We start from the raw sequence: 17,012 nt of genomic DNA on the forward strand, positions 1-17,012 counted from the left end.
TCATCAGCCTTACGGCGCGCTGGCTGCGGAATTAAACTTTTGTAATCGAGCAGATCAGCGCTGCGGCAGAATAGCGCAGCCGAATTAAGGGCTTAGAAAGGAACTAAAGCGGCTTGTCCGGCGCGGATTCGGCCGCCAGCAGCCGTTCGAGGCGGGCCTGCTCGTCGGACGTCAGTCCGGGGCCGGAATCGCCCCCGGCGGCAACCGGATTGCCCTTGCGCCGGCCGAGGCGCCAGAGCGCGAACCCGCCCAGCAACAGCGCCAGCGGCGGGGTCAGCCACAGCACCAGCGTATGCTCGTTGAGACGCGGCTTCAGCAGCACGAATTCGCCGTAGCGGGCCACCAGGAAATCGATTACCTGGCGGTCGCTGTCGCCGGCCGAGATGCGTTCGCGCACCAGGAGGCGGAGGTCGCGGGCCAGCGGCGCCTCCGAATCGTCGATCGACTGGTTCTGGCAGACCATGCAGCGCAGCTCTTTGGAGAGCTCGCGCGCCCTCGCCTCCTTCGCCGGATCCGCCATGATCTCGTCGGGCAACACTGCGCGGGCGGGCATCGCGCCGAGCATGAGGCTCGCCGTAAGAAGAGCGGCTGCAAGCGCGCGCGACCGCATCACTCGGCCGCCTGCAATGCGCGCGCGGCTGCTTTGGCCGGCTTCGGCGCGCCGACCCGCAAACGGCGGTCGGACAACGACAGCAGGCCGCCGAACGCCATCAGCACCGGTCCCCACCAGATCATCAGCACCAGCGGCTTGTGATAGATGCGCACCGCGATCGCGCCGTCCGCGGAGGTATCGCCGAGCGAGATGTAGAGCTGGCTTGCGCCGCGCGTCAGCAGCGCGGCCTCGGTCGTCGAGGCGCCGCGGGTGGTGAAGTTGCGCTTCGACGGCGTCATCACGCTGACCTTCTCGCCGTCACGGCTCACGGTGAATTGCGCGACCATCTCGCGGAAGTTCGGCCCCTGGCGCGGGTTCAGCCCGTCGAGCCGCAACTGGTAGCCGGCGACGCGGGCGACGTCGTCGGGCTTCATGGAGCCGATATATTCGCTGTTCCAGGTGGTTTCGCAGACGATCCCGATCAGCGCCACGCCGAGACCGGCATGCGCAAACGCCGTGCCCCAGGTCGCACGCGGCAAACCACGCGCCCGGCGCAGCGAGAGCGAGAGCGGAATCCGGAACAGGGCGATCCGTTCGGCAAGGTCGCACAGCGCGCCCATGATGACGAAGGCCGCAAGGCCGATGGCGAGCGGCGCCAAGGTCGCGCCGCCATAGGTCCAGGCAAACACCAGGGCCATTGCCACCAGCGCGGCGACGCCGGCGACCATCAGCCGCTGCGCCGCGCCGAGCAGGTCGCCGCGCTTCCAGGCCAGCAGCGGCCCGAACGGCACCGCGAGCAGCAGCGGCACGAACAGCGGCGCGAAGGTGAAATTGAAGAACGGCGCGCCGACCGAGATCTTCTCGCCGGTCAGGACCTCGAGCGCCAGCGGATACAGCGTGCCGATGAACACCGTCGCACAGGCGGTGGTGAGCAGCAGATTGTTGAGCACCAGCGCGCCTTCGCGCGAGATCGGCGCGAACAGCCCACCCTGCTTCAGGGCCGGCGCGCGCCAGGCATAAAGCGACAGGCTGCCGCCGATGAACACGAACAGGATCAGCAGAATGAACACACCGCGGGTCGGATCGGTCGCGAAGGCGTGAACCGAGGTCAGCACGCCGGAGCGCACCAGGAAGGTGCCGAGCAGCGACAGCGAGAAGGTCAGGATCGACAGCAGGACGGTCCAAACCTTGAGCGCATTGCGCTTCTCCATCACCAGCGCCGAATGCAGCAGCGCGGTGCCGGCAAGCCACGGCATCAGCGAGGCGTTCTCGACCGGGTCCCAGAACCACCAGCCGCCCCAGCCGAGCTCGTAATAGGCCCAGTAGGAGCCCATCGCGATGCCGAGCGTCAGGAAGATCCACGCCATCAGCGTCCACGGCCGCACCCAGCGCGCCCAGGCGGCGTCGATCCGCCCCTCAAGCAGCGCCGCCACCGCGAATGAGAACGAGATCGAAAAGCCGACATAGCCGAGATAGAGCATCGGCGGATGCACCGCGAGGCCGATGTCCTGCAGCACCGGATTGAGGTCGCGTCCCTCGAGCGGCGGATTGGCGATGCGCAGAAACGGATTCGAGGTGATCAGGATGAACAGATAGAATGCGCTGGCGACCCAGCCCTGCACGGCCAGCACATGCGCGCGCAGCGACAGCGGCAGATTGTTGCCGAACGCCGCGACGAGGCCGCCGAACAGCGCCAGGATCGACACCCACAGCAGCATCGACCCTTCATGGTTTCCCCAGACGCCGGTGATCTTGTAGAGCAGCGGCTTCAGCGAATGCGAATTCTCGTAGACATTGGCGACCGAGAAATCCGAGGTGACGTGCAAGGTCACCAGCGCGGCGAACGATGCCGCCACGAACAGCAACTGGGCGAGCGCGGTCGAGCGCGCGACGTTCATCAGCGCCGCATCGCGCCAGCGCGCGCCGACGATCGGCACGATCGACTGGATCAGCGCGAGGGCGAGCGCGAGCACCAGGGCATAATGTCCGCTTTCGGCGATCACCGCATCGCTCCCTGGGTCGGCGCCGCGGAGGCGCTCGGCATGTTGCCTGGTTTGCCGTAGTCGTCCTTCCAGTGGCCCTGCTTCTTCAGGGCGTCGGCGACATCCTTCGGCATGTAGGTCTCGTCATGCTTGGCGAGAACGGTGTCGGCGCGGAACACACCTGACGCATCGAGCGCGCCTTCGGCAACCACGCCCTGCCCCTCGCGGAACAGATCCGGCAGTATGCCTTTGTACGCGACCGGCAGCGTCGCGCCGCCGTCGCCGACGGTGAAGGTCACGGCGAGATTGTCGCCGCGCTTCAGCGAGCCTTGCTCGACGAGGCCGCCGAGGCGGAAGCGCTTGCCGGGGCCGAGATGCTTTTCGGCCACCATCGACGGCGTCGAGAAGAACACGATGGAATCGCGCAGCGCATTCAGCACCAGGCCCGCGGCGACCGCGAGCACGACGAGCGCGCAGCCGATCAGTGTCAAACGCCGTTGCTTCCTGGTCATGGTCTATCCTTGCGCATGACGTTGTCCGAAAACCGCTGTGTACTTTTCGGCGTCATGCTCTATCCATCAAGCCCGAGATTCTTCAGCCCTTCATTGAGCTGACGCAACCGATCCGCATCGTTGGCGACCGCCTGACGGGCATCGGCGCGCGCGCTCATCGCCTTGTCGCGCTCGCCCATCACGAGATAGGCGCGGACCAGCCGCAGCCAGCCCTCGACGTCGTCGCCATTGGTCTTCAGCCGGCTCGCCAGCCGATCGACCATGCCCTTGATCATGCTGCCGCGATCGGCCTCGCTCATATCCTGGGCCGCGGCCACCGCGCCATCGGGCAGCGCCGGCGCGCTGACGCCACCGGGCGCACTGCCGCCGACCCGGACCAGCGCAGCCTGCACCAGCGGCCGCCACGGCGCGTCGGATGGCCCTTTCGCCAGCATCTTTTGCCAGAGCGCCGCGGCATCAGTCTTGCGGCCGTCCTGCTCGGCGGCAAGGCCGAGGAAGTAGTTCGCCTTGGCGTCGTCGCCATTCAGCGCGACGGAGCGCTCGAACTCAGCCTTGGCGTCCGCGGTGACGACGCCGCCGGCGCTCCCCATCAACGCTTCGCCGAGATCGGCGCGGCGATCGGCGCTGTCGCCGGCATAGGTGATAGCATTGCGATAGGCACGGACGGCGTCATCGTAGCGGCCGAGCCGCGACAGCACCGGCGCCAGCACCGTCCAGCCGCGGCCGTCGGTCGGGTTCTTCTCCAGATGGGCCTCGACCTGCGCGACCAGATTGGCGAGTGGCTGGTTGGCATCGGCCACCCGGCTGCGTTCGGCGAGCGGAAAGTCGCCGAGCCGCGGCGAGCCGAGCGCGAGATAGAAGCTCGAAGCAATCACCGGCAATCCGACCAGCGCGACGACCGCGGCGCCACGCCGCAGCGTGAGACTGCCCTGCCCCGGCGTGTCGCGCCCGCTCTGGTCGGCGGCGGCCAGCAGCCGGCGGCTGATCTCGATCCGCGCGGCATCGGCCTCAGCGGCGCCGATGATCCCTGAGGCCATGTCGCGGTCGATTTCGGCGAGCTGATCGCGGTAGACCACGACCTCGCTGCCGCCGGTGTCCGCCCGTCCGCGGCGGCTGAGCGGCCACAACACGGCAAAGATCGCCGCGACCGTCATCAGCGCGAACACAAACCACAGCGTCATCAAGCGGTTCCCGGATGGAACGGCGGCTTCCGGCAAGCCGCCTTAGAATCGCTTTACACCACCGGCGGCGAGCCCGGCAATTGACAATTGCTGGATCGACCGAAGGTCGAAATCAGGCTGTTTTCCGATGCCGTTCCGGCGGTCCAGCAACGGCGTTTTCGGGCCCAAGGCGCGCGCTACCAAAATATCGAAAACAACCCCATGCAAAGCAGCCGGTCGCCGCCGCCGGCATCCGAATGACGACTTGACACGTCGGGCAAATCAGCGCCACACTTCTAATATTCCGAAATCACATAAATAGCTGTCGTGGCGGTGACCGTCACCATGTCCAGGGATCACTACCCCGCGCGCGACGACTTCCGCTCGCCGGTCACGGCGTTCTCCGCCGCCCGGTTCATCAGCGAGGCGTAGTCGTGGCCGAACAGCACTTCGCAGAAGCGGATTGCGGCCTTGACCTGCTGCTGGCGGAAGGACCGGACCCGGGCATCGCCGCCGCGCAGCGACTGCACCAGCCCCTCGGTCGACTGCTCGACATAATGTTGCAGGTCCGAGAAGGTCCGCAGCGTCACCTCGTTGATGGCGAGCTCGCTGGCATAGGTGCGGCACACCGCGACGAAATCGATCAGGGCGGCGGCGTCCTCGACCTCGGACTGGTCGATCTTGGCGCCGGCGGTGATGTCCTTGTCGGCGCGCTGGCGCAGGATGCGGCGGACCCGGCCCGGCACGCTGTCGATCTCCGATTGCAGCGCGTTGGAGGTATCGGCGCGGACCGACGTCAGCTGGCGCCCCCAGGTGGAATCGTTGCGCAGATCGAGCTCGGTGCGCAGGCCGCGGACGCCGTCATGCAGGGTCTTGAGCTGCTCGCCGACATAATCGAAATGTCCGCGCCGGATGTCGGTGCGCAGGCAGGCGGCGACGAATGACAGGTCATGCAGCGCGATGGTGACGGCAATACCATAGGGCGTTGCCGCAACCCGCAGCTCGTCGTCGGAGGCCGCCATCTTGATGGCGAGGCGGACGATTTGCCAGGGCGCGGCGAGCCGCTGCGCAATCAACGACAGCGCGAAGGGCAGCAGCTGCGGTGTCTGGAGCGACGGCAGCTTCAGCGCGTCGGTCGCGGAGGCGATCTGGGAATCGGCAAAAACGCGGATCTGGCTCGGCAGCCGGCTGCCCAAGGTTTCCAGCGCCTCGCGGGCCTGCAGGACAAGGCCGATCGGCAGCAGATCCTCGACGACGCTCGGCGGGCCGACGCGCGACAGCGCGCGCTGGCGGTCGTCCTGGGTGGGTGATGCGACCTTGATGATGGCCTCTGCGGCTGCAAGCTGGAACTTGCGCGCGGCAACCTCCATCGGACCGCTCTCGGTCGCCGCCGCCAACGCCGCCTCGAACTCGCGGGCCGCCTCAGGCGCGCCCTCGCGAGCCAGCCACTGCCAGATCGGCAGCAGCGAGGCGCGCCGGAGCTGGCCGGGCCGGGTCGGGAAATTGGTCTCGGCGAGGAACGGCTCGAGCGGCCGGAACAGCAGCCGCGCCGGATCGTCGCTGCGCGGCTCGATCCGCTCGTCCTCCTCGGCGCCGCGCACGATCTTGCGCAGCTGCTCGAGCACCAGATTGGCCACAGTGACATCATCGCCACGTTCGACCGCGCGCTCCAGCTCCCGCATCAGCAGCGCCTGCGATTGCGGCGGAAGCTGCGCGAGATAATCCCTCAGCCGCTCGGTCGATTTCTGGCTCATGCGCCCGGTCGTGAAAGCTTGGTGCCCGGCAAACGCCGCAGCCCGTCCGCTTGGGATGATAGAGGTGGGCGCGTTAAGAACGCGTTTAGGAATAATGCGGTCCCGAGGCCGGACTTGCACGGGCCTTAAGCCTGATGGGAGTTGAGCTGGATCGGCAGCGGAGGTTCACCTCCCTTGGGAGAGGTCGGCGCGTAGCGCCGGGTGTTACGGTCCCTCCTTCGAGCTGCGGCCCCTCACCCGATTTGCTTTGCAAATCGACCTCTCCCCGTTGGGGAGAGGTGAAGCAAGTGCATGGCCGAACCGATTCGATCCAAACTCATCCTGCCTAGACCGCCGGCAACACCAGCTCGGCCCGCAGGCCGCCGATCGGCGCGTCGCTCAGCACGAGCTTGCCGCCATAGAGGCCGGCGAGGTCGGTCACGATCGACAGGCCGAGCCCCGAGCCGGGCTTCGACTCGTCGAGCCGCTGGCCGCGGCGCGACACCTGGGCGCGCTCGGCCTCCGACAGGCCGCGCCCGTCGTCGTCAACCACGATGCGCAGCCTGGGGCCCACGCCCGACGCCTCGGGCGGGACCACGCTGACCTCGATGAACACCTGCGAGGCCGCCCATTTGCAGGCGTTGTCGACGAGATTGCCGACCATCTCCTCCAGATCCTGCCGCTCACCGCGAAACCGCGCCGCCGGGTCGGCCTTCGCCTCGATCGAGAGGTCGCGGTCACGATGGATCTTCTCCATGGTCCGGCGCAGCGCCTCGATCGCAGGCGCGACGTCGGTGATGGTAGAGACGATGGTGGCGCGGGCGGCGATCCGCGCCCGCTCGAGGTGATGCGCGACCTGGTCCCGCATCACATCGGCCTGCTCCAGCACCTTGCTGGCAAAGGGATCGGCGGCATGCGCGGCCGCCTCGTTCACGATCACCGACAGCGGTGTCTTGATCGCATGCGCAAGGTTGCCGACATGGGTGCGCGAGCGCTCGACGATCTCCCGGTTGGCATCGATCAGCGCGTTGGTCTCGCGCGCCAGCGGCGCGATCTCGACCGGAAAGCGGCCCTCCAGCCGCTCGGCGCGGCCGGAACGGATATCGGCAATCGCATCCGAAATGCGCTTGAGCGGCGCAAGGCCGTAGCGCACCTGGAAGATCGTGGTCAGCAGCAGCACGATGCCGAGGGCGGCGAAGGTGCCGCCGAGGTAATAATCGAAGCTGCGCGTCTCATCGAAGATCTCGGTGGCGTCGCCGGCGACGCTGACCAGGAACTTGCCGTCGACGCCGAGATCGACCGGCCGCTCCACCACACGCAGGCTCTGGCCTTCGGGCCCGTCGACATAGCCGAGGCGGACGCCGGCGGCGGTCAGCTCGGCGCCGTGCTCCTCGAGCTTCGGCAGCTTCTTGTCCCACAGCGAGCGCGAGGCGCGGGTCTCGCCCTTTTCGGTATCGGTGCGGGTGATCTGCCAGTACCAGCCCGACAGCGGCAGGTCGAACAGCGGCTCGCCGAGCGACTGGAACTGGCGGTCGGCCGGCTCGTCCGGCGTCGCCACCTCAGCGATCAGGGTGCGCAGATAGAGATTGAGCCGCCGGTCGAAGGCGCGCTCGGTCGCGTCGCGATAGACCGACGACAGGATGACGCCGGTGATCGCCAGGATCACCACCACCCAGGCGGTCGCCGAAACGAACAGGCGGGTTGCAAGCGAACTGCCGCCCATCAGGGCACGTGCTCGAGCGTCGTGTCAGCGGGCCGCGACCTGACGAGTGCAGACATGGCGAATCCAGTCCTCCTGGCGCGGATCATGCCGATGCCCGCATGGCGATCAAGCGCCTTAAGAGCATGATCCGAATGTATAGGAGATGCTCTTATCCCTTTGTTTGGTCGCGCCTTCTTCTTCGCGCGAACCAAAACATCCAGTTTGCTCGAAATCGCTTTAAAGCGCGATGCGATGTGGCTGGTTCGACATCGCGCTTTAGCCTCTCTTGAGCATGATCTTTTCGGAAAACCGCTTCACACTTTTCCGGATCATGCTCTAGGCCGGCGGCGACAGCATGTAGCCGAGGCCGCGAACCGTCTGGATGATATCGACTTCCAGCTTCTTGCGGATGCGGCCGACGAACACCTCGATGGTGTTGGAGTCGCGGTCGAAGTCCTGATCATAGAGATGCTCGACCAGCTCGGTGCGGGAGACCACGCGGCCGGTGTGGTGCATCAGATAATCGAGCAGATTGTATTCGTGCGAGGTCAGCTTGATCGGGTTGCCGTTGACGGTGACCCGCTTGGTGCGGGTATTGAGCGCCACCGGCCCGCAGTTCAGCTCGACCTGGGCGTGCCCAGTGGCGCGGCGCAGCAGCGCGCGGATCCGTGCCAGCACCTCCTCCAGATGGAACGGCTTGGCGACATAGTCGTCGGCGCCGGCGTCGAAGCCCTGAACCTTGTCGCTCCAGCGGTCGCGCGCGGTGAGAATCAGCACCGGCATCACCCGCTTGTTCCGCCGCCAGGCCTCGAGCACCGAAATACCGTCCATCTTCGGCAGGCCGATATCGAGCACCACGGCGTCATAGGGCTCGCTGTCGCCAAGGAAATGCCCCTCCTCGCCGTCGAACGCGCGATCGACCACATAGCCGGCGTCCGTCAGCGCGGTGGTGAGCTGGCGGTTCAGATCCGGGTCATCCTCAACGACGAGCAGACGCACTTTGGCCTCCGAGAGTGAGCTTTGCGATAGTCCGGCATCAAATGAGGCTTCCGGCCGTGAACGGCTTATGAATGGATCCGCAACGCAAAGCTTATTTTTTCGTCAGGTGCACCATCCCGGGAACCCACGCAAGGCGCCGGATGCTGTTCCGTAGTTAAGCCCCAGTGTCCGAATTCGCGTTTGAGGGTGTCCTAGTTCGGATTAAGCGAACAAAACCCGAGCCTTGGCCGAATGTTCTCAGTCCCCGCTGAGCGGCCATATTCCACGTTCTGGACACATAAGTTCCGATGATGCCCCATTTCTCGTCCGACGCACGCAATGTTTTCCGGCGTTCACCGTGGGTTGACGGGAGGCCTTGCACGTCTTTGGGAACTTTTCCGCTCTCTCGTCTTTCTCCATTTTTTGGGGCAGCAACGTCAGCTTTGGAGAGAGGAGCCATGAAGCGGCGCCGGCGAATTAGGCAGATATATCCCCTTGAAGAACGCCTTACCGAAGAAGCCAAACGGCTACGCAGACGGGCTAAGGCACTCCCCCCAGGTCGAGAGCGCGAGGCGCTGCTGAGACGAGCCAGGCACGACGAAACCACTGCCCATTTGACGGAGTGGCTTCTGTCCCCCAGTCCCAACGCGCCCATCTAGGAGGGCGCCCAATGCAGACAAATCACCATCATATCGATGGCGTAGAGGTCGCCTTCGTCAGTCTCGGGACCGTGTCGTTCTTGGCCCTCATCGCGAGCATGATATGGCTTCTGTTGGGATGATGTCTCGGTAGAAGCCGCCTCAGCGACAGCGGACCGAAGCTGACGACACGTTTGCGCGTGCTGCGCCGGGCCTTTTTGCTTGCTCTCAAGAAGCGGCCCCAGAGAGGGGCACAAGCTGGGGCCGCAAGTTTCTCATTTTGATCGTCCAAGGCGCTGCCCGGCAGGGGTGCAGCACCCGAACGTGAGACAACCCGGCGCGCGTCGCGCTCGTTCCTAATGGAAACGGCCCCGGCACCCTTGGAGGCAATGCCGAGGCCGTTCCGTATTTCCATTCTCACGCCGAACCGCCGCTTGCAGGTAATAGACGGCCCCTCTGGGCTTGTAAGTTGATCTTAATGAAATAGCCGCCCAGCGACCGCATGATTCGCGAGGACTCTGGTTCCAGAAATCACATGTGTGAATCAAATTGCCGGAATGTCCTGATTCGTTCGTCGGAACGTAGGACGGCACCAAGCGCCGCAGCTTCCATCGATCAGATGCGGATGGAATGAGATGGGGTTTCAGATTGCGGTAATATAGAACCTAAGCCTAGAGGTGTGTTCTCTCATCTTCTCGCAACCAGCCCGTCGGCTCCGTGAGCGGTGTCACGGACGGCCGCTGGTTAACCTTCGGCGGGCATTTAATTATCGCGGACATGAGCAATGCGCTAATCCAGCGCGGCGGGGTACAGGGACCGGGAATAGTTTGTTGCTTGTTTCGAAGATCAAGACGTTTGCCGTGGTTGCCGGCTGGCTTGCGCTGGTCTTCATCGCGTTCGTCACCTTATCCCCAATCCAGGACCGTCCGTCGTTCTTGCACCCGCAGGCCGAGCGCTTCGCCGCCTATGCCGTGATGGGACTGGCCTTTGTGCTGGGTTACCCGCGGCGTACCGCGCTGATCGTGCTGTTTGTGGTGTTCAGCGCCTTCACGCTCGAAGCGATGCAGTTGCTGACACCGGACCGTCACGGCCGGCTGCTCGACGCGATCGTCAAGGTCGCGGGAGGTTTTGCCGGCATCGGCGCGGGTCACTTCATCCTGCTGGTGCTGCGCAGCCAGTTCGGCCGCTTGAGGTCGCGCGCGGAGCATTCGCCGAGTTAATCGCGCTTCGGCGCCTCCGCCGACTTGTTGCCCTCTTGTGTCATGCATTGCTGAAAAAAGTGCAGCCGGTCGCCGTTCATTGGCACGGCCCCCGGTCGCTTGTACGGGTAGACCATGTAGGCCGCGCGCAGGCACCGCTTCGCCGTCTCGGCATCGGGTGCGGCGATGGCGGCATTCGACGACAGCAACAGCGCCAGCACGGCGCTGAACCGAATGGGCGCGCCGCTCACGGCCTCTCGCATTCCGAGTAGAACACGCCATTCGCGGCCGCCAGCCGCTGCAGGCAATGCCGCTTGTCGGTCACCGCGCCCTCGACCGTGAAATCGTAGGCCTGCGCCTTCAGGATCAGCGCGTAGCGTCCCGGCGACAGCGGCGCGTCGTCGCGTGGCTGAACCTCGAACATCTGCGGATCCTCGCTGAGCGGCGCAGCGCGGAACGGGATCGAGATGTTGCGGATCACCCAGGTGTCGTCGCCCGGCGAGACCACCGGCTTGCCGGTCGCATCGAACGTGGTCTGCTGCGTCACGCGCGCGATCAGGCGCACGTCGATCGGGTCGGAGGCGCCGCCGGCGCCTTCGCGCCGGAACACGATGAAACGCAGATGCCCGTCCGGCAGCGCGGTCTCGCTCGGCTTGGTGATCGCGGCTGAAATCGCAATGCGTGGATCCGGCGCACGGCCCTGGATCAATTGCAGCTCGTACAGCTTGCCGCCGCTCTCGGCGTAGACACCATAGGCGGTCGGCAACGGCCGTTTTGGTGCAGACGGTTCAACGGGCACGGCCGGCGCAGGCACGGCTGCGACGACCGCTGGCCTCTGCGTTTGAGGCGGGGCCGGCGCGAGCGTGCCCGCAATCATCGCGCGCGCCGGCGCCAGCGACACACCACGCTGCTGCAGCAGGACAATGGACGCGATCAGTCCAAAGAGAGCCAGCATGACAAAGTAGCGCAGCGGCGCCGATGACGACCATCGCGGACGGCGCGGCACCCCGGCCGGCGCGGCGGACTCGAGCGGCGCGACGAATGCCTCCTCGGCATCGATCCGGGGAGGTCCTTCGATCCGCCGCGCGGCGCCCGCCGCCAGGAATTCCGGCAGCGCCCGCGCCGGCGGCACCGAAAACGTCTCGACCAGATGATCCCTGGTGTGCGCCTCGACGCCCTCGATCGCGGCCTCCAGCGCCTGCATCAGGCGCTGTTTCTCGCCGGGATCCTCGTGCGCGAGCTGCTGCAGCTTCTGCCGCGCCAGCTCGTAGACCGCGCTGCGCAGCTGCTGCGGGTCGGAACGCACGGAGTCGATGGTCCGCGCCAGCACCAGCGCGAACTCCACCTCGGGATGCGCAGGGCTCACGTCCCTGACCGTCCTGTGAGCCGGCGTCGACGTCATAAATGTTAGTCTGGTTTGCTCTTAATGTTACAACATTGTAGGCGGTTTTTAATGTTAACACAAATGACGACACCCGCGGATGACGCCGCGGTTTGACGTTACCGATCCGAGCAGCTGCAGGGTTCATTGCGCCGATCTTTGCAAATCCTGGACGACTGGTTCTTCGCGCCGAAGCGGGACCGCCGATCGTGGCCGGATCTCCTGCTGCTCGCGGGATGGATCGCGCTGGCCGGCTTCCAGATCGCCCGTCACGTGATGTGGCGCGACGAAGTCCGCGCGCTCACCATTGCCCTGAACGGCGACGACCTGATCGCCATGCTGAAAGGCCTGCATGGCGAAGGCCACCCTGCCCTTTGGTATCTGCTGCTGCGCGGCGCGCATGCGGTGTTCGGCCGGGTCGAGGTGCTGCCCGGCGTCGCCTTCGTGGTCGGGCTCCTTACGGTCGCCCTGCTGATCTTCCGCTCGCCATTCCCGCGGCCGTTGATCCTGCTGATCACGAGCCATGCGCTGCTGTTCGAATATGTGGTGATGGCGCGGAACTACGGCATCTCGGCCCTGTTCCTGTTTGCGATCGCAGCCTGCTATCCGGTGCACCGCGACCGCGGCCTCCTGCTCGGCGCGCTATCGTTCCTGCTCGCCAACACCAATGTCGTCGGCGCGATCATGGTTGGCGCTTTCCTGCTGTTCTGGCTGCTCGACCTGCTCGAGGCCCAACTCGCGAACCAACCAGGCTGGCGCTGGTCGCCGCAGCTGACCAATTTCACGATCAACGCCATCATCGCGACGATCGGCGTCGCGATCTGCGCGGTGACGATGCTGCCGACCTACAATGATGCGGCGGCCCGCGACTGGTCGCATGCTTCGCCGCTGGCGGCTGCAGCGCTTTCCCTGGTGAATCCCGGCGCGACGTCACTGGGCGCGCTGTTTGCCAATCTGCTGCCGGGGATCGCAGGCTCGGTGCTCTTGTTCGGCGCGACGCTCGGGCTGCTGCCGCGGCGTCCGGCCTTTCTCGCCGCCATCGCCGCCTTGCTGCTGACCTCGCTGTTTTTCGCCGTCGCCGCCAACGGTGCCTACCGTCACGCCGCGGTCTGGCTGTGTTTCCTGATCACGCTGTACTGGATCGGCTGGGGCCGGATCACCGCTACATCCGCCTCTCGAGCGTGGCACGATCGGCTGTTGCCCGCGACCGGGCGGGTGTCGGTGCTGCTGGTGCTCGCGATCCAGAGTGCCGCCGGCATCAACGATCTGCGCAATGCCGCGACCGGCGCCGTCGCGAGCCGCAGCGCCGATCTCGGCCGCCTGATCGCCTCGCGCCCCGATCTCGCCAACGCGGTCATCCTCAGCGAGCCGGAGTATCTGGTCGAGGCATTGCCGTATTACATCAAGAACCCGCTTTATCTCGCGCGCGACCGCAAATTCGGCAGCGTCGTGATCTTCTCGCGCAAGGGCAGGATGGACAGCGATCTCGGCGAGACCTTGCGCCTGGCACGCGCGCTCCGCGAGACATCAGGTGTGCCCGTCCTCATCCTGCTGGCCTATCGGCTCGATGAGGTCGTGCCCGACCGGATCTATGACGAGGGCAAGGACTGGCGAACATTCCGCGCCTCGGCCGCTGAGATCAGCGATTTCCGCGCAGCGACCACGATGCTCCGCCGCTTCGGCCCCGCCAAAACCGACGAGAGTTTCGACGTCTATCTCCTCAACTAGGCGATCGATCGAGGACACCATGAAGGGACCCGCGCGATGGCGCTGATGGACAGCAAGATCGAAACCCGCAAGCCGCCGGCCGCAGGTGTCCGGCAGTACCTCGCAATCCTGCGGCTCGATCACAGCACCAAGCACATCTTCATCGTGCCCGGGATCATTCTCGCCTGGCTGTTGCGCGGCGCGAGGAGCGAGCATCTCGCCGCCGACATCGCGCTTGGACTCGTGGCCGCGGTCTGCGTCGCGTCGGCCAACTATGTCATCAACGAATGGTTCGACCGCGACTTCGACCGGCATCATCCGACCAAGTCGCAACGCGCGGCGGTGCAGAGCGCCATGGACGGCAAGATCATCGGGCTGGAGTGGCTGGTGCTGCTTGCAATCGGTCTCGTCTGCGCGGCAGCGAGCAGCCGTCTGATGCTGCTGGCAAGCAGCATCTTTGCCCTCCAGGGCGTCGTCTACAACGTCCCGCCGCTTCGCAGCAAGGACAAGGCCTATTTCGACGTCATCTCGGAGTCCATCAACAATCCGCTGCGGCTGTTGATCGGCTGGGCGATGGTCGACCCGACCTCGCTGCCGCCGGGCTCGGTGATCCTGTGCTACTGGTTCGGCGGCGCGTTCCTGATGGCCGCCAAACGGCTGTCCGAATATCGCGAGATCGCCGCGTCCCATGGCAGGGAGCTGCTGGCGCGCTACCGCGCGAGCTTTGCTGATTATAGCGAGGTGTCGCTGACCGCCTCGTGCCTCAGCTACTCGCTGTTCTCGGTGTTCTTCCTCTCGGTGTTCCTGGTGAAGTACCGCATCGAGTACATCCTCGCGATGCCGCTGGTGGTGATGCTGTTCACCACCTACTTCTCGATGTCGACATCGCCGGGATCGTCGGCGCAGAAGCCAGAGAAGCTCTATGGCGAGCGCGGCCTGATGCTGATTGTGCTGGCGCTGGTCGCCGTGTTCCTGGCGGCGAGCTTCGTCGACATGCCGTTCCTCGCGCGCCTCGCGGAGCAGCACTACATCACGCTGGAATAGCCGCGATTGGTTAGCGGCGGCGCGGATGCGCCTTCTGGTGCCAGGCCCAGGCCGAGCGAATGATGTGGCCGAGATCGGACCGGCTCGCCTTGAAGCCGAGCCCGCTCTCCGATTTCGAGGGATCGGCGACCAGGATGGGCGGATCGCCGGCCCGGCGTTCGCGCACCACGCTCGGCACCGCCTCGCCGGTCTCGGCGCGGATCGCGTCGAGCACCTCGCGCACCGAATAGCCGGTGCCGGTGCCGAGGTTGAACACGCCGCCGGCGTCGCCTTTCAACAGCAGCTCGAGGGCTGCGATATGGGCGCTCGCGAGATCGTCGACATGGATGTAGTCGCGCACCGCGGTGCCGTCAGGCGTCTCATAGTCCTCGCCGAAGATCGCAAAGTCCGGCACGTGCCCGAGCAGCGCCATCAGCGCGCGCGGAATCAAATGCGTTTCGGGATCGCGAAGCTCGCCGATGGTGCCGGAAGCATCGGCGCCGCAGGCGTTGAAATAACGCAGGCAGACCGATTTGAACTGATAGGCCGCGCGATAATCGGCCAGCATCTGCTCGATCATGTATTTGGAGCGGCCGTAGGGATTGACGGTCGGCCCCGCGGCGCTCTCGGGAATCGGATCGCGCCCGGCGTTGCCATAGACGGCGCCGGTCGAGGAAAACACCAGGCGGTCGCAGCCCGCCTCCCGCATGCCGCGCAGCAGGCCGAGCGTGCCGGCAACGTTATTGCTGTAATATTTCTGCGGATCCGCGACGGACTCGCCGACCGCGCTGAAGGCGGCAAAATGCATCACGGCGAGCGCATTGTGTTCGCGGATCGTGGCCGTGATCCTGTCGTGATCGGCAACGTCGCCGGTCACGAGCGGTCCCCATTGCACGAAGTTGCGGTGACCGGTCGACAGATTGTCATAGACGACCGGGAGAAACCCGGCCTCGGCAACGGCCTTGGCGCAATGGGATCCGATATATCCCGCGCCGCCCGTGATGAGGATCGAACCCCTGCTCGCCATCGAAAATGCCGTCCCTGCGCGGGCCAATCCCGCGCCTCAACAGATGCAATGGTCGATGGGTACGACATTCCGTCGGGCGCGGCAAAATGCCGATGGGAATAGCGTTAAGACCGGACGGATTTGCGCCAGCAGTGACGGTTAACGCGAGCCCAGCGGAACGTTGGTCCGCTGCCCGATTGGCGGCCCGTAGCGTGACGGCCTGCCGTAAGGGTAAACCGGTGTCGCCGGCGGGACCGGCCGGGTCGCCTGCGGCCGCGATGTCGGGACACCGCCGCCCGGGCCATCGATCGAATAGCGCTGTGCGCCCTGCGTGATCTGTCCGGTGCCTTGCGCGAGCGCCGGGGCAGCCGTGGCGACGACCAGCGCCGCAATCGTGACAAGGCCGGCCAGCTTCATGTCGATGCCTCGATGGGTTGGATCGGGATCAACCGGTCACGCCTCCGATCGTTCCGCGCGCCGTCGCAGCCATCGCGATCTTCCTCACATGAAACGGCGCGGCGAAATGTCTCGCCGCGCCACGTTCAATCGATCGGGCTAATCTTCGAAATTCAGGCGCCGGCCTGCGCGACGGCGGCCCAGTGATCGGGGTTCGCCGGGGTCTGCATCCTGACCCAGCGATAACGCGCCTGCGACCAGGTGCGGATCTGCGCATTCAGATTGTCGAGCACGACGTCGCCGCCCCCAACGCGGACCACCAGCACGAGATGATGCTCGCCCCAGGAGGTCACCACCTCGCTCAGCAGCAGATTGCGCATCGGCCAGCCGCGCGCCAGGAGCTCATGGCGCTTGCTGACGGCGTAGTCGTTGCAATCGCCGCGCGCCGGATTGATCAGCCATTCCTCGCCGGCGAGGCCGCGTTCGTTGCGCTGTGGCACGATGCGACGGTTGACCGACGCGTTGACCTCGATCAAATCGGCGATGCGCTGCTTGGTCAGGCGGGTGGCGCCGCCGCGGAACACCATGCGGGCGCGGGCCGTCGGCTTGCATTCATCGGCATAGCGCATGCAGAACATGGTGTAGGCCATCGGCGCCAGCGTCGGCTCGCTGAAACGGATCTTCTCGACCACGCCGCCGAGCGGCAGCGGAAATCCGATCATTCCGGCCTGGGTGTCCTGCGCGCTTGTCCCGAGCGCGACGATGGCCAGAAGCAAGGCCATCACTCTCTTGACGCTGTACATTCTTCACTCCCCAAAGTGACGGGAAGCAAGTACGGGAAATGTCTTGAGTTAAGGCTCAGGCGCGCGGCGGCATTTGTTTCAAATGCTCGGATGCGCGCGAGCAGTCCATTAACCAAGCCGGTTCCCGCGCCGGCAAGCCTTTCGGCTGCCGAATGATAACGCGAGCGAGGGCCAACGGATCGCGCCTTAGCGCACTTCCG

At 65.6% G+C, this 17,012-nt stretch carries 15 protein-coding genes; 3 read left to right on the top strand and 12 right to left on the bottom strand.

What is annotated here, in order from left to right:
- Positions 1–103: 103 nt before the first annotated feature.
- The 7 genes from FBZ93_RS04755 to FBZ93_RS04785 all read right to left on the bottom strand — a co-directional run bounded on the left by FBZ93_RS04755 (position 104) and on the right by FBZ93_RS04785 (position 8,680).
- The gene (locus FBZ93_RS04755) at positions 104–610 is read right to left on the bottom strand and encodes a cytochrome c-type biogenesis protein (protein ID WP_146984830.1); all 507 of its coding nucleotides are present in this window, start codon (positions 608–610) and stop codon (positions 104–106) included.
- Positions 610–2,595, bottom strand: coding sequence for a heme lyase CcmF/NrfE family subunit (locus FBZ93_RS04760; protein ID WP_146984831.1), 1,986 nt, complete (start codon positions 2,593–2,595; stop codon positions 610–612). Before FBZ93_RS04760 ends, FBZ93_RS04755 begins: the two co-directional genes overlap by 1 nt.
- On the bottom strand, positions 2,592–3,086 hold the full coding sequence (gene ccmE, locus FBZ93_RS04765; protein WP_146984832.1) for a cytochrome c maturation protein CcmE: 495 nt from the start codon (positions 3,084–3,086) through the stop codon (positions 2,592–2,594). Before ccmE ends, FBZ93_RS04760 begins: the two co-directional genes overlap by 4 nt.
- A gap of 59 nt (positions 3,087–3,145) precedes the next feature.
- On the bottom strand, positions 3,146–4,267 hold the full coding sequence (gene ccmI, locus FBZ93_RS04770) for a c-type cytochrome biogenesis protein CcmI (protein ID WP_146984833.1): 1,122 nt from the start codon (positions 4,265–4,267) through the stop codon (positions 3,146–3,148).
- Positions 4,268–4,605: 338 nt separating this feature from the next.
- Positions 4,606–6,000, bottom strand: coding sequence for a hypothetical protein (locus FBZ93_RS04775; protein ID WP_146984834.1), 1,395 nt, complete (start codon positions 5,998–6,000; stop codon positions 4,606–4,608).
- Positions 6,001–6,325: 325 nt separating this feature from the next.
- Positions 6,326–7,702 (bottom strand): sensor histidine kinase, encoded by a 1,377-nt coding sequence (locus tag FBZ93_RS04780; protein ID WP_146984835.1) that lies wholly within the window; start codon positions 7,700–7,702, stop codon positions 6,326–6,328.
- 315 nt (positions 7,703–8,017) lie between these two features.
- Positions 8,018–8,680 (bottom strand): response regulator transcription factor, encoded by a 663-nt coding sequence (locus tag FBZ93_RS04785; protein ID WP_146984836.1) that lies wholly within the window; start codon positions 8,678–8,680, stop codon positions 8,018–8,020.
- A 1,447-nt stretch (positions 8,681–10,127) separates the two neighbouring features.
- Between FBZ93_RS04785 and FBZ93_RS04795 the strand changes: the two genes are divergently transcribed.
- Entirely contained in the window at positions 10,128–10,517 is a 390-nt protein-coding gene (locus FBZ93_RS04795; protein WP_208763966.1) for a VanZ family protein, read from the top strand.
- Here the strand turns inward: FBZ93_RS04795 and FBZ93_RS04800 are convergent.
- On the bottom strand, positions 10,514–10,747 hold the full coding sequence (locus FBZ93_RS04800; RefSeq protein WP_246667363.1) for a hypothetical protein: 234 nt from the start codon (positions 10,745–10,747) through the stop codon (positions 10,514–10,516). The two genes, FBZ93_RS04795 and FBZ93_RS04800, sit on opposite strands and share 4 nt — an antisense overlap.
- On the bottom strand, positions 10,744–11,862 hold the full coding sequence (locus tag FBZ93_RS04805) for a hypothetical protein (protein WP_246667364.1): 1,119 nt from the start codon (positions 11,860–11,862) through the stop codon (positions 10,744–10,746). Before FBZ93_RS04805 ends, FBZ93_RS04800 begins: the two co-directional genes overlap by 4 nt.
- 162 nt (positions 11,863–12,024) lie before the next feature.
- Between FBZ93_RS04805 and FBZ93_RS04810 the strand changes: the two genes are divergently transcribed.
- Together FBZ93_RS04810 and FBZ93_RS04815 are read left to right on the top strand one after the other, a co-directional pair.
- Entirely contained in the window at positions 12,025–13,605 is a 1,581-nt protein-coding gene (locus FBZ93_RS04810) for a hypothetical protein (protein ID WP_146984839.1), read from the top strand.
- Positions 13,606–13,641: 36 nt separating this feature from the next.
- Complete coding sequence (locus tag FBZ93_RS04815) at positions 13,642–14,628, top strand: UbiA family prenyltransferase (RefSeq protein ID WP_246667365.1); 987 nt, start codon at positions 13,642–13,644, stop codon at positions 14,626–14,628.
- A 10-nt stretch (positions 14,629–14,638) separates the two neighbouring features.
- Here FBZ93_RS04815 and galE read toward each other — a convergent pair whose 3' ends face one another.
- The 3 genes from galE to FBZ93_RS04830 form a co-directional block, all read right to left on the bottom strand.
- Entirely contained in the window at positions 14,639–15,634 is a 996-nt protein-coding gene (galE, locus tag FBZ93_RS04820) for a UDP-glucose 4-epimerase GalE (protein WP_146984840.1), read from the bottom strand.
- Positions 15,635–15,772: 138 nt separating this feature from the next.
- Positions 15,773–16,030: a hypothetical protein gene (locus tag FBZ93_RS04825; protein ID WP_146984841.1), complete on the bottom strand. Its 258-nt coding sequence runs from the start codon at positions 16,028–16,030 to the stop codon at positions 15,773–15,775.
- Positions 16,031–16,182: 152 nt separating this feature from the next.
- Positions 16,183–16,812, bottom strand: coding sequence for a transglutaminase-like cysteine peptidase (locus tag FBZ93_RS04830; protein WP_167528927.1), 630 nt, complete (start codon positions 16,810–16,812; stop codon positions 16,183–16,185).
- Positions 16,813–17,012 lie beyond the last annotated feature (200 nt).

This window comes from Bradyrhizobium macuxiense (assembly GCF_007993935.1).
In the GTDB taxonomy this organism is placed as follows: Bacteria; Pseudomonadota; Alphaproteobacteria; order Rhizobiales; family Xanthobacteraceae; genus Bradyrhizobium; species Bradyrhizobium macuxiense_A.